This is a genomic window from Salinicoccus sp. RF5 (genome assembly GCF_020786625.1).
GTDB lineage: Bacteria > Bacillota > Bacilli > Staphylococcales > Salinicoccaceae > Salinicoccus.
On record NZ_JAJGRC010000003.1, the window covers coordinates 153,570 to 167,570 of the forward strand.

The window sequence follows — 14,001 nt, forward strand, 5'->3', positions numbered from 1 at the left end:
TGTTTTTCTTTATTAAATATTTGTAAATGTCATTGTTGATAGACGAGTATTTTTTGCTTAAAAACTACATATTGTTCTATAATAAAAAGTATTGATAAAGTTCGTAAAGGATTTGTAAAAATCCGAGGCTGTAAGTGTAAAGATAAGAATCATCAATATAGGCTCTGCAGAAGGGATAACACCTCAATGAAGTGGATGAAGTAACTGTCCATATATTGATGTTAAGTTTTTGCAACTCTTGATATTAAAGTATTTCAATTTCACTTGTTGCCCGTCACCAAAGCCTCCACGCCTATTTAAGGGTTTTTCTTATATTTTACTCTATCTTAATTCACTATGAATGATCCGTATAGGACCTTTATGAACCCATTGGAGGTTAAGAGACAAGATAGAGAATAGGGAAGTGAAAATATGTCAAACATAAAAGAATTATTGAATAAACGCTATGGATATTTCATCCTGTTCCTTTTTTTGTTCTGGTTGAAAACATACATGGCTTACTGGATTGAATTCAGTCTAGGCGTATCAGGTATATTCGAACACATCATATTGTTCATCAACCCGGTTGCGACCGGTATCATATTGTTGTCCATCGCGCTATTTTTCAGTAGTCCACGTTTAAGGAAATGGGCAATGTTCATAATGTTACTCTTAATGACTTTATTATTATATTCGAACATACTATATTACAGGGAATTCGCTGATTTTCTGACATTTAATATTGTATCGGGTACTAATAATGTGACCACCGCCTTATTTGCTTCCACATTTGAAATGATGAGGATTTGGGACTTGTTATATTGGGTCGATATCATGTTATTTGTCTATCTGTTCTTTTATAAAAGGGAGGCACCGCTCGCTGAAGATAAGAAAGAACATAAGAGGCGTACTAAAGCCATGGTTACATTAGTGGGTGTCCTACTTTTGATAGGGAACCTGATATTGGCGGAAATTGATCGCCCTCAATTATTAACGCGCACTTTTGACAGGAATTATATAGTCAAATACTTAGGTTTGAATTTCTTTACCGGTTATGATGTTTTCCAATCATCGCAAAACAGCCAGATGCGCGTGAGTGCCGACGAGTCAGATTTAGCGAAGGTGTTTAACTTTTCGGCCGAAAACCATGCAGCGCCAAATCCAGAATACTTTGGAGCGGCAGAGGACCGCAATGTTATTGTGATTGGATTGGAAAGTGTGCAGCAGTTTTTAATTGATTACGAGCTGGAAGATGAATATGGTCAAACCCACGAAGTCATGCCATTTCTTTCGAGTATATATGACAATGAGGACTCATACAGTTTTGAAAACTTTTTCCATCAGACTGGCCAGGGCAAGTCATCAGACGCTGAAGTTTTAGGTGAGTTGTCATTGTACGGTCTACCTCAAGGCAGTGTTTTTCAATCATTGGGGTCCACAAATACATTCCATTCAGCGCCAAATATTTTAGCCCAGCATGGGGACTATACCTCAGCTGCGTTTCACGGAAATGTCGGCTCTTTTTGGAACAGGACGGATACTTACCAAAGTTTCGGCTATGACTTCTTCTTTGATGCCGAGTTCTATGATGTGTCCGGGGACAGATCAATGGAATATGGCTTGAAAGATAAATTGTTTTTCCATGATTCGGTAGAGTACCTTGAACAGCTGCCTCAACCATTCTACTCCAAGTTCCTCACCGTCTCTCATCACTTCCCTTACCCTTTGGATGAGGAAAATGTGGAGTTTCCAGCTGCCCAAACAGAGGATGACACAATCAACAATTATTTCGTCACAGCACATTATGCTGACCAGGCGTTGGAGGAATTCTTCAATTATTTGAAGTCAAGCGGCTTATATGAGGATTCGATCATAGTCATGTATGGTGACCATTATGGTATTTCCGATATGAGAAACCCAGAATTGGCACCTTTAGTGGGTGAAGATCCGGAGGAGTGGAATCAATACCATGACACTCAAATGCAAAGAGTGCCGTTCATCATGCATGTTCCCGGCGTTGGAAATGGTGAAGTGTTTGACACATACAGTGGTCAGGTGGACATGCTTCCAACCTTAATGCATTTATTAGGCATGGAAACAGATGGCTATTTATTTATGGGGCAGGATATTTTATCAGAAGAACATGATAATACCGTCCCACTCAGAAATGGACGTGTAGTGACGCCTGAATATACTTTCTTTGAACAGGAAATCTATGATACAGAGTCAGGGGAATCACTGCAGGATCAATTTACCGAAGAAGAGTTGGAAGAACTTTATCGTTATAGAGACGAAGCGAGAGAAGAATTAAGCCATTCCAACGAAATTCTGATGAAAGATCTACTGCGTTTCTATAACCCTGAACCTCTGGATGGATTAAAAGAAATCGATTATCTGTATCGTGATCAATTGGATATCCTCGAAGAACACCCAGAGAAAGAAACGAGCCTGATTGAACAAAATGGTGGAGAATCGAGCATGGAACTATATGAAACAGATGCACCGGAGCTGGGAGAATATGAAAGTGGTGCATCCTATGAAGGCTCTAATCCGCCTAGTAGGCCGGAATGAACCAGATCAAAACTGAAATAAGAATATTGAAGCATAAAAGACAATATATTCATTTTTAAAAGCTCCCTTCAGAAAAGTATGGACTGGACACATTCAAGTAGACAGTAAAAAAAAGAAGCGGTTATGGTTGGCACAGCTCAGATGAGCTGTGCCATTTTTAATGTGATGCGTTCGGTGTTGAAGAATGTGACGAACCAATCGATATCGCGCTTCAATGCATCGAACATCTGATATCTTTTGAAACATTGAAAGAAGTCAAAATGAAAAATTTCAAAAAAGAAGACTTGGTTACATGATTCAAACGTCTTTAGGGAAGGATAGGAATAATTACAGTTATTTCTATTATTTCCAATACAAATTATAAAAGGAGTGTAGGTTATGTATTTGATGCATCGTATCAGTCATGAAAATAACGCTTCGGTAAAGTTGCTTAAAGAAGAGAACTTGCTTCCTATCGGTTGGTCCATGTTGAAAGGCGAGAAAGCCGAGAGGGTCTTAAGAAATGCAAAAGAAATGGAACAACATGAATTTAGAGACGATTTTGTAGAGTTGGGCAATGAAATCAACAACGATTGGTTGACTGCAAGGAGAAGCAATTACCTGTACAGGTTTTTGAAGTTGGATAAAGGAGATAGGGTGCTGATTCCGAAATCTGGTGAACTGGATCTTTGTGAAGTGACCGGGTCCCCTTACGCCTACGATAATCCGGAAGGTATAGATATAGGATTTGTAGTCCCGGTTAGAATGATCAGTACGGGAATAAGCAGGCATCGATATGTCCCAGCTGATTTAGCGTCCAAGTTGAAGTATAGAGGAACCAACCTATATCTTAATGATAAGGACAAAGATACAATAGAAAAGATGGTTATAAACCATGGAAATAAAGTCCCGGTCTATGACTTCACTCCTACAAGAGAGAGTATCGTAAAGAACATCCACAATTATCTCACGCGATTAAATGATCAGCATTTTGAAAAGTTAATCGAAGCCTATATGGTATCCATCGGTGCAGATGCGACTGAAATACCATCTAAAAATTCCAAGTCCCAAAAGAATAGTAGCATCGCAGATGTAGATGTAAAGGCAGCCTTCAATAGTTTAGGTCTAGTAATATATGTACAGGCAAAAAAGCATACTGGCAGGTCTGATGACACGGGAATCAGACAATTGCTTGCGTATGAATATGAAGAAGACAGTACCTTTGAATCCCTTCAGCCTTTCAAATGGTTCATCACTACAGGTAAATTTGATGAATATAAAGCAGACATCCCACAGGATGAGCAAGGTGCAAGAATTAGGGTAATCCAAGACACAGAATTTGCATCCATGTTGGTTGACTCAGGATTTGTCTTCACTGACGATATATTCAAAAGAGGCTGAATAAAACAGTGTTACCAATTGAAGTTAAGTACCAAAAATAAAACCTTTGGAAACATCTATCTGATGAATCCAAAGGTTTTTCTTGTCTTTTTATTACCTGTATACAAGTCCGCCATCCGTGACGATTGCCTGACCAGTAATATAGTCCGCCTTCTCGGAAGCTAGGAAGCTGACGAGGTTTGCAACGTCCTGCGGCTCCTGGTAACGGCCGAGTGAAATGGCACCAGAGAATTCCTTGAAGGCATCTCCTGGTTCCATATCGTCATTGTATTTGACCATCTCGGCATCAATACGATCCCACATTTCCGTCTTGGCAACACCAGGACAATAAGCATTGACGGTGATGTTGTCTTTAGCGAGTTCTTTGGAAGCGGAATGTGTCAGTGATTTCACAGCATGCTTGGTCGCCGAATATGCTCCAAGCATCTCATATGATTCATGACCTGCAATACTGCATGCATTGATGACTTTGCCTTTGCTGCCTTGGTCAATGAACTGTCTCGCAGCTGCTTGAGTACCAAACATGACACCATTGACATTGATTGCGAAGATTTTATTCATCTGTTCTTCTGTCGTTTCAAGGAATGGGGCAACGATGTCTATTCCGGCATTGTTCACATACACATCCAATTGGCCGAAGTTGTCGACTGCTGTCTTAACGAATTTTTCGTGGTCATCCTTCTTGGATACATCACCTGCAACAGATGCCACTTCATAACCGTCATTCTTGAATTCCTTTTCCGTTTCTTTAAGGCTGTCTTCGTTAATGTCCTGAAGCACGACTTTAAATCCGTCCTTAGCGAGCTGTTGTGCGATACCTTTGCCCAGACCTGCACCGGATCCGGTAATAATAGCAACTTTAGACATTCAAACATCCCTCCATTTTATGATTACACTCCTCTCTACCCAGAATCATGAGAGATTAAATGCTAGAGACAGTATGTAAATTCAATTTTGATTCCTAGCTTATCGAGTGGTTTAAATAATAGATGCCGCAAGCTGGTTCTTTAGAGTGGTCAATTTATTGTATAATGTTAGGAAAGTATAGTAGCTATAAAAGAATTCAAATCAGGAAAGAGAGGATATTGGCATGAACCATATCACAAGTGAAGCAACTGTTATAAGCAGTCTGTTGAACAATCGGTATAAAGTCCAATACTACCAGCGGGAGTACAGCTGGAAGACGAAGCAGATCCAGGAACTGATAGAAGACCTGACGAATGAATTCTATGAGAATTACGATAAAGGGCATACACAGGAGGATGTTGAACATTATGAAGGATATTTCCTTGGTCCAGTAATTATGACAAAGGATAAGGCAATCATTGATGGCCAACAGAGGCTGTCTTCCATTACACTGCTGCTGATCTATCTGAACCATCTCCAGCAATCACTAGATCAACAGGTCGACCTGAACCACCTCATATTCTCCTCAAAATTCGGCAAGAAAACCTTCAGTATCAATGTACCTGAAAGGAAGGACTGCCTCGAATCCCTTTATGAGAAGGGGAGTTATGATGAAAAGGAGAATGATACGGAAAGCGTCATCAACCTTTCTAATCGGTACAGGGATATTGAAGCACTCTTCCCCGATGATATGAAGGATGAAAAGCTTTTGATCTTCATCGAGTGGTTGATCGAGAAGGTGGTGCTTGTTGAAATCAATGCGAACAGCGAACAGGATGCGCATAAAGTGTTCGTCGCCATGAATGACCGTGGACTAAGATTGACGCCCGTGGAGATGTTGAAGGGTTATCTGCTTTCGGAAATAAAGGATAATGACACACGGAATAAGATCAACGACCTCTGGAAATACAGGGTACTCAGCCTGAAGGATCTTGAGAAGGATGGGGATACAGACTTCATCAAGACATGGCTCCGTTCACAGTATGCTGAATTCATGCGTGTGGGGAAGCGGGATTCAGAGAAGAAGGATTTTGAAATCATCGGAGATGCACCACATAAATGGGTGCGTGAGAACAGGGAAAGGCTTGGTCTCATCAGAAGCAAGGATTTCGAAGACTTTGTTGCAGTAAACTTCGAAAAGTATGCAGAAATCTATGGCATCTTAAAAAGGTATGCGACCAATTTCAACAAGGATTTTGAGTTCGTCTACTACAACGCTGACCGCAACTTCACCTTGCAGTATCAGATGATTCTTGCCGCCATCGACCCGGAAGATGACAAAGAGACCATTGAAAAGAAAATAAGACTCGTCTCTCGTTTCATCGACCAATGGATTATCAGAAGGGTGTTTTCTTTCCGTACGATGAACTATTCATCCGTGCTCTATACAGTGTTCAATATTACTAAGGAAATTCGGCGTAGATCGCTCGATGAGATTGCATCATACTTTAAGGATTACATCGAGCATAAGATTGACTATGGTCTCGAAGAACTCGACCGATTCTATCTCAATAGGTATACGGCGCGGTTCATGCTTCACATCCTTGCACGGATGACCGCATTCATAGAATCGGAATCCGGCATCAATAGCAGTTTCGTCGACTATGTCAATCGTGATCAGAAGAATCCGTATGATATTGAGCACCTGTGGGCCAATGATTACATGCAGGGGAAACACGAAGAGGAGTTTGAAAGTCGGCAGGAATTCGAATCCTTCAGGAACATGTTCGGTGGACTTGTACTGTTGCCTAAAGACAAGAACCGAAGTTTCCAGGATATGACCTATGAAGAGAAATCGCGGAAATACTTCAGTGAGAATCTGCTTGCCAGATCTTTGAACCAGGACTGCTACATCAATAATCCTTCATTCAAGAAGTTCATGGAAAAATACAACCTTAATTTCAAGCCATACGAGGAGTTCACAAAGAATGATCTTCTCGAGCGGCAGCAACTGTATAAAGAAATTAGTAAAGTCATCTGGAACCCTGATCTTCTGGATGCAGACACGTAACTTTTGAGAAAATGATTCTTTTGCTAAGAAATGATTATTTGGTTAAGATGATAAGTGGTTTTATAAATTAGTTAGTAATTTTAGGAGTATTTTTAATGGATAAACTTTTTGTAATAGGAAATGGTTTTGATTTGAGTCATGGTTTAAAAACTACTTACAAAGATTTTAGAGATTTTATAATAAATAAGTATGGAGTGAATTCAAGAGACTACATTTTTAAGGATATCGAAGGTAGTTACAATTCCGAAAATGATACATTAGAGTTTGAAGGAGAGGAACTCGCAACGTTTATTGTGAAGATAATAGATGAAGCTGAATTGGATGTACAATATAAAAACATGGGTAAGATTACTAGTAGTGGTAATTGGCAAGATTTTGAAAAATATCTTGGAGAAGTTGATTTTAATCCTTTTTTAGATGAGGTGAACATTTTATTCGACGAAGACGATGATGAAGAACTATTCAGGATGCCAAAAAGATATGAAGAAGCTTCAAATAATTATTATAATGCTTTTATTCATGTAAAAAGATTATTCAAAGAATGGATTAATTCAATCGATACTTCTCATGTTATACCTAAAGATGATTTTTTGGATTTAATTAATGATAATTGTGAATTTTTAACTTTTAATTACACTACTTTACTCGAAGATATTTATGAAGTTGATGAAGTGAGTTATATCCATGGTAATCATATAACATATGAAGATATAATTATGGGTCATGGAAATAAGTATAAGACAATTGAATATACATATCCGATTGTCGAAGAAAACTTCCACAAAATTCATTCTATTTTAGAGAAAGATGTTGATAAGTGTATACAAAATCATAAGGGCTTTTTTGACTCTCTGAAGCATATTACAGAAATATATTCTTATGGCTTTTCTTTTGCCGAAGTTGATCTGCCATATATTGATGAAATATGTAAAAACGTAAATACTAAGAAAGTGACATGGTACTTATCTGACTACTCGTCTCCTAAGGAAACAGAAGAATTCAAAATGAAAGTAACAAAGAGTGGATTTAAAGGTTATTTTGACACTTTTCATATAAAATGAGACCGTCTAAGTACGGTCTCATTTTATTAAGTGTTACTTGCCATCAGTTCTGCCTGTTCCACAACATTTTCAACAGCCATTCGTTGGAGATCAGGTGGGTAACCATATTCTTTTAGTAACCTTCTAACAGTGACTCTTATCTTGGCCTGAACATTTTCTCTTTTATGCCAATCAATCGTCATATTTTCCTTAATCGCTTTGGTCAATTCGTGAGCGATGGCTCTCAGTTTCTCATCTCCCATGACTGCTTTGGCAGTTTCATGGTTTGAGAGGGCATCGTAGAATGCAATTTCATCTGCACTTAAGCCGAGTGCCTCTCCTTTTTTTCTGGCTTCTTCCAACTTTTTTGCAATGTCTATTAGTTCTTCGACTGTTATGGCAGAAGTGATAGATCGTTTATTATATTGATTGATGGCATTGTCCAGCATCTCAGAGAACTTCTTCGACTGGGTCGCGTTGGTGCGCATCAGGGACTTTACTTTCCCTTTCAATAGCCGATCCAGCAATGCAATGGCGACATTTTTCTGTGGGAGGGCTTTGACATCCTCCAGAAACTCATCAGAGAGAATCGAGAGGTCCGGATGTTCGAGGCCCAGTGACTCATAGATATCTACCACTTCATCGGTAACGACGGATTTGGACACCAGCTGATTGATTTCTGCATCAATTTCGGCAGGTGTTTTTTTAGGTTTATCTCCATCCGGTGGGGATAACAGTTTGACGAGTCCGGATTTCACGGACTTCAGGAAGGCTATCTCCTTGTTTAGCGCCTGAGCATCAGGTTCGGTGGCGCAGAGGGCATAAGCTTTGGAGAGTTCCGTGACAGTATTGATGAAACGTTTTTTCTCTGTTTCTCCAAGAGACAAGATGTAGTTGATTGTATCGTTGAAAGCTTTATAACGGGTGCTACGACTGTCTGAGCTGTAACCCGAGTAGTCATGCTGGTACAACATATCCTGGATGACATCATACTTCATCAACATCAGTTCTACGGCTTTATCCGTATCGATGCCAGTCTGATCCCGGTCGTCTGCCGTGTACTCCTTGAGGGCTTCCTTCAGACTGTCCGCGATACCGATGTAGTCGACAATCAATCCACCCGGCTTATCCTTGAACACCCGATTGACCCGGGCAATGGCCTGCATCAGGTTATGCCCCTTCATTGGTTTATCAATATACATCGTATGCAGGGACGGCACGTCAAAGCCGGTCAGCCACATGTCCCGGACGATGACCAGTTTCAGTTCATCGTCAACATCCTTCATCCGTTTCTCGAGCAGATCCCGGCGTTTCTTGGGGCCGATATGGCGTTGGAAATTTGGTGGGTCACTTGACTGGCCGGTCATTACTACTTTGAGGACGCCCTTATGGTCATCATCCGAGTGCCATTCCGGTTTCTGACGAATGATTTCATCATACAGGTTCACTGCGATGCGACGGCTCATCGTGACAATCATGCCTTTGCCGATTGTGGCTTCCTGCCGGGTTTCAAAATGTTGAATGATGTCCTGGGCCATTTTTTTAAGGCGGGGTTCCGATCCGGCAAGCGCCTCGACCCGAGACCACTTGGATTTCAGCCGATCTTTGATGCTGTCCTCTTGGCCCTCGGTAATGTCTTCGTAGTCCGAATCAATATCCAGGCCTTTTGGCATATTCAATGGAATGATGCGGCTCTCATAATAGATTTTGACAGTGGAGCCATCTTTAACGGACTGGGTCATATCATATACATCGATATAGTTGCCAAACACCATTTCTGTATTTTTATCTGTGGAGGCCACAGGAGTCCCCGTGAATCCAACGAAAGATGCGTTCGGCAGGGCATCCCGCAAATATTTCGCATAACCGTATTTGACAGCGTCCCCTTTTGCCCCCATTCTTGCACTGAAGCCATATTGGGTGCGGTGGGCTTCATCTGCCAGAACCACCACATTTTTTCGGTCGGTCAGGGTCCGCATGGCGGCTTCCTCTTCCTCCGGTGCGAACTTCTGCATGGTGGTGAAGACAATACCGCCGGATTCCACAGACAACAGATCAATCAGTTCCTTGCGGCTCTCGGCCTGCTTCGGGGTCTGCCGGAGCAGGCCCTTGCCTGCACGGCCTTTAGAGGCAGCGAAAGTACCGAAGAGTTGATTGTCCAGATCATTCCGATCGGTCAAAACGACGATGGTGGGGTTGTTCATAACCTGAATCAATTTGCCACTGAAAAAGACCATGGTCAAACTTTTCCCGGACCCTTGTGTATGCCAAATGACCCCACCTTTGCCATCCCCAGTTTCTGATGATGCATTGAGTGTGCTTTCCACCGCTTTATTTACAGCATAATACTGGTGATAGGCCGCGACGATCTTGACCACTTTCCCATCTCCACTATCCTGAAACAGCGTAAAATACTTGAGAATATCCAAAAGAACATGCTTATTGAGCATGCCATGGATGAGGACTTCAAGGCTTGGGACACTGGAAGTGGCTTCCGTCCGACCATCCTGTGAGCGCCAATGCATGAATCGATCAAAATCGGCCGTCAATGAACCGAACCGGGTGTTCACCCCATCCGAGGTCACCATAAAGGCATTGTGGTTGAAAAGTTGAGGGATGGTGGTCTTGTAGGTCTGGAGCTGATTGAAGCCTTCAAACATGCCGACCTGCTCATTGGTCGCATTTTTGAGTTCCAGTACCACGAGCGGCAATCCGTTAACGAAAAGCACAATATCCGGTATCTTCTGGACGCCCCCTTTATTTACCACCAACTGACTTACAGCCAGGAAGTCATTCTGTTCCGGATTATGGAAATCAAAGAGATAGACGAGGTCCACGAGTGTTTCTCCGTCGGCGTTATAGTGTTCGACTTCAATACCGTTGGTCATATACTCGTGAAAGATCCGGTTGTTTTCAATCAGGCGGGGCGACTGTTCCACAGAAATCTGATGGACTGCTTGTTTAATGGCGCTGTCAGCGACGTCCGGATTGATTCTTCGGAGTGTGGATTCCAGCCGATGGTTAAGGATCACATCCTCATTGCTGGTGCGTTCTGCGGCGATGCCGGTATGATCGATGTCATTCCCATGTTTAATTTCATAGCCCAAGGATTCAAACCATTCCAAAGACAGGTGTTCCAGGTCATCCTCGTTGAAGAAGCTCTGCATCTTCTGTCACCTCCAGAGTGTCCGGGAGTTCGATTTCCCCAGACATAAGTTTAGGGAGTAGAGTATCACGTAATAGAGTTAGGGATTGTATCTCCTTTCTAAGAAGTAATATCTTTTTAGTCATTGGATTTAAGATTTTAGATAAACGGTCTATTATTTCAGGATTTAAGGGCATTGAAAATTCCATTGCTTTATCAGGTTTAACCCTTTGTCTACTATTTGTGGATCCTGTGGCATTTGAGACAAGGTAATCGGAGAACTTCTGGCTACTACATAAGGCATAAATAAAAGAATTTTTTAATTCATCAGGACTTTTTAAGACAATAAATTCAGTAGATGCAACATTTAAAAAATCCGGTTCTGGATTAGGAAGCCACACTCTCATAGTATTTGGGTTCATTTTTGAAAAAAGGATACAGTTGTCTTCTATAATCCATTTATTACTTTTAATATCTTTTGTCATATCATGGGAAGGAATTTGACCATTATCAAAAGCTGGCAAGCTAAAATGTATTACACTTTCTTCTGAAGACTTTTTAGGATTAAATGAGTTCTTTTTTTGAGAAACAATATCTTTTAATTCTACTATCTTCCAGGTTGAGGGAATCTTTCCGTGCTGACTATCAATCATCGCGCCCCCACTAGATTTATAAGGGTTTCCATTTTCATCGGGAAATTCGAAATCCACAAACCAACGCTTGAATAGGACTTGGGAGAGTTCTTCGAGGTTTGCTATTAATTTGTTGTTGGTTTCTATTTTATTGTCTATATCAATTAATATATTTGTAAGTTTTTTTTGAATATCAATGGAGGGGACTGGGATATTCATTTTTTTAAGTAAAGGAATTCTCAAATTACTTACTACTGATCCAGTACCTTCATTAATCATAATTTGATGTCTTAACATCTTTGTTTGCAAACTATAGTATAGAAACTCTGGAATGATTATATTCTCTTTAGCTTTCAGTTGTAACATACGTTGCCCTAAGAAAAATTGGTACTTGTCATTATCTCTTATTATTGCGACTTCACCCATAGGCGCTTCTCTAGTTAAAATTACATCGTTTGTTTCTAAATAACCTCTTATACTCCATTTTTCATAAGTATCTTGTGTCACTGATTTTGTACTTTCTATATTTTGCAGCTTACCATTGCGAATATTATTTGTTCTTAACATTCTATATTTTGTCGGATAATCCACTGTTGGAGCAGTTTTGTGCAGACAATCAGTGACAGTACAAACTTCATCAATTATTTTATTTTGAAATTTATATACCATATCCTAATTCCTCCAGTGACTTTCGGATTTTATCCTCAAGTTCTTTGGATTTCGCAAACTGTTCTCCCAGCTCTCCAGTGATGCGTTCCATCTTCTGTTCAAATGGTTCGCTATCTTCTTCTACATCTGCCAACCCTACATATCGTCCAGGTGTCAAAATATACTCGTGACTCCTCACTTCATCGATCGTAGCAACTTTACAGAATCCGGATAGGTCTTCATATTTGTCGTCACTTGTACCTCTCCATGCGTGGAAGACATTTGAAACCTTGTTGATTTCTTCATCGGAGAATTCTTTTAATGTCCGAGAAACCATATGTCCAATATCTCTTGCATCAATGAAGAGAATTTCATTTTTCCGTTCATTCTTACCATTCTTTTCTTTATTTTTGGTAAGGAACCAGAGACATACAGGAATTTGCGTGGAGTAGAATAGCTGACCTGGTAGAGTAACAATGCACTCGACAAGATCCTCTTCAATCAAGTTCTTGCGAATTTCCAGCTCTGCTGTTGAACTCGTGGACATAGAACCATTCGCTAGGACAAACCCGGCAGTGCCGCTTGGTGCCAGCTTGGAAACAATATGTTGGATCCATGCATAGTTGGCATTGCCTTTTGGTGGAATCCCAAATTGCCAGCGATAATCATCGAGCAGTCGCTCTTGTCCCCAGTCACTGGCGTTGAACGGTGGGTTGGCCAGAATATAATCTGCTTTTAGCCCTTTATGCTGATCATTATGGAATGTGTCTGCATGTGACTCACCCAGGTCATTATCAATCCCTCGAATAGCGAGATTCATCTTGGCGAGTTTCCAGGTGGTCAGATTATACTCCTGGCCATAGATTGCGACGTCATCAAGACGGCCTTGATGCTCTTCGATAAAACGTTCACTCTGTACAAACATGCCGCCTGACCCACAACACGGGTCATAGATTCTACCCTTATAGGGCTCAATCATTTCAACGAGCAATTTAACGACAGAAGACGGGGTGTAGAACTCCCCGGCATTTTTACCTTCTGCACTGGCAAACTTGGAGATGAAGTATTCGTATACACGTCCAAGAACATCCTGTTTACGACTTTCCGCATCCCCTACTTTGAAAGTGAAGAGATCGATGATGCCACCGAGCTTGTCCTTGTCGAGTGCAGGGCGGGCAAAATCTTTCGGAAGAACACCTTTGAGCGACTCATTCTCTTTCTCAATCGCAATCATGGCTTTGTCTATAATCTGTCCGATTTCTGGTTTCTTGGAGTTGCTGTTTATGTAGGACCAGCGTGCTTCTTTCGGCACCCAGAAGATATTTTCAGCCATGTATTCATCCTTATCCTCCGGGTCAGCATACTCATCTTCTTGCAATTCTTCATACTTCTCTTCAAATGAATCGGATACATACTTCAGGAATATCAATCCAAGTACAACGCTTTTATATTCAGCAGCATCCATGCTGCCCCTCAACTTATCTGCCGCTTGCCAGAGTTTTTCCTCGTAACCTATTGTTGCCATTGTTATTACCTCCGTTTTTATACTAGATTCAAGTATATCAATATTATGCGAAGTTTTTTAACAGTTTGTATAAAATTGTTAGTATACGTAAAAACAATAATCATAAAAGATCTTTGTTTCCATAGAATATATTTATTTTTTTAATAATATACTTTTTCAAGCTT

Annotated in this window: 8 protein-coding genes; 4 read left to right on the forward strand and 4 right to left on the reverse strand. The window is 40.7% G+C overall.

The window, feature by feature from the left end:
• The first annotated feature begins 411 nt into the window (after positions 1 to 411).
• Positions 412 to 2,550, forward strand: a complete 2,139-nt coding sequence (locus LLU09_RS10020) for an LTA synthase family protein (protein ID WP_228311619.1) — start codon at positions 412 to 414, stop codon at positions 2,548 to 2,550.
• 378 nt (positions 2,551 to 2,928) lie between these two features.
• Positions 2,929 to 3,930 carry a restriction endonuclease gene (locus tag LLU09_RS10025; RefSeq protein WP_228311620.1) on the forward strand — a complete coding sequence of 334 codons (1,002 nt, stop codon included), beginning with the start codon at positions 2,929 to 2,931 and terminating at the stop codon, positions 3,928 to 3,930.
• Between the two features lie 93 nt (positions 3,931 to 4,023).
• On the opposite strand, the gene LLU09_RS10030 is transcribed toward LLU09_RS10025, so the two are convergent.
• Positions 4,024 to 4,797, reverse strand: coding sequence for an acetoin reductase (locus tag LLU09_RS10030; protein WP_046790385.1), 774 nt, complete (start codon positions 4,795 to 4,797; stop codon positions 4,024 to 4,026).
• 223 nt (positions 4,798 to 5,020) lie between these two features.
• Here LLU09_RS10030 and LLU09_RS10035 point away from each other — a divergent pair, with 223 nt between their 5' ends.
• The gene (locus LLU09_RS10035; protein WP_228311621.1) at positions 5,021 to 6,847 is read left to right on the forward strand and encodes a DUF262 domain-containing protein; all 1,827 of its coding nucleotides are present in this window, start codon (positions 5,021 to 5,023) and stop codon (positions 6,845 to 6,847) included.
• Positions 6,848 to 6,942: 95 nt separating this feature from the next.
• A complete protein-coding gene (locus LLU09_RS10040; protein ID WP_228311622.1) occupies positions 6,943 to 7,908 on the forward strand; it encodes a bacteriophage abortive infection AbiH family protein in 966 nt (321 codons plus the stop codon).
• Positions 7,909 to 7,934: 26 nt separating this feature from the next.
• Here the strand turns inward: LLU09_RS10040 and LLU09_RS10045 are convergent, their stop codons facing one another.
• Genes LLU09_RS10045 through LLU09_RS10055 form a run of 3 tightly spaced genes read right to left on the reverse strand, consistent with a single transcriptional unit; the run spans position 7,935 to position 13,837 of the window.
• Positions 7,935 to 11,054 (reverse strand): type I restriction endonuclease subunit R, encoded by a 3,120-nt coding sequence (locus LLU09_RS10045; RefSeq protein ID WP_228311623.1) that lies wholly within the window; start codon positions 11,052 to 11,054, stop codon positions 7,935 to 7,937.
• Positions 11,029 to 12,333 (reverse strand): restriction endonuclease subunit S, encoded by a 1,305-nt coding sequence (locus tag LLU09_RS10050; protein ID WP_228311624.1) that lies wholly within the window; start codon positions 12,331 to 12,333, stop codon positions 11,029 to 11,031. Before LLU09_RS10050 ends, LLU09_RS10045 begins: the two co-directional genes overlap by 26 nt.
• Positions 12,323 to 13,837, reverse strand: coding sequence for a class I SAM-dependent DNA methyltransferase (locus LLU09_RS10055; RefSeq protein WP_228311625.1), 1,515 nt, complete (start codon positions 13,835 to 13,837; stop codon positions 12,323 to 12,325). Before LLU09_RS10055 ends, LLU09_RS10050 begins: the two co-directional genes overlap by 11 nt.
• Positions 13,838 to 14,001 lie beyond the last annotated feature (164 nt).

What these genes read in the sequence shown, in the direction of transcription:
- LLU09_RS10020 (WP_228311619.1), top strand. Translation starts at nt 412, where the DNA reads ATGTCAAACATAAAAGAATTATTGAATAAACGCTATGGATATTTCATC.
- LLU09_RS10025 (WP_228311620.1), top strand. Translation starts at nt 2,929, where the DNA reads ATGTATTTGATGCATCGTATCAGTCATGAAAATAACGCTTCGGTAAAG.
- LLU09_RS10030 (WP_046790385.1), bottom strand. Translation starts at nt 4,797, where the DNA reads ATGTCTAAAGTTGCTATTATTACCGGATCCGGTGCAGGTCTGGGCAAA.
- LLU09_RS10035 (WP_228311621.1), top strand. Translation starts at nt 5,021, where the DNA reads ATGAACCATATCACAAGTGAAGCAACTGTTATAAGCAGTCTGTTGAAC.
- LLU09_RS10040 (WP_228311622.1), top strand. Translation starts at nt 6,943, where the DNA reads ATGGATAAACTTTTTGTAATAGGAAATGGTTTTGATTTGAGTCATGGT.
- LLU09_RS10045 (WP_228311623.1), bottom strand. Translation starts at nt 11,054, where the DNA reads ATGCAGAGCTTCTTCAACGAGGATGACCTGGAACACCTGTCTTTGGAA.
- LLU09_RS10050 (WP_228311624.1), bottom strand. Translation starts at nt 12,333, where the DNA reads ATGGTATATAAATTTCAAAATAAAATAATTGATGAAGTTTGTACTGTC.
- LLU09_RS10055 (WP_228311625.1), bottom strand. Translation starts at nt 13,837, where the DNA reads ATGGCAACAATAGGTTACGAGGAAAAACTCTGGCAAGCGGCAGATAAG.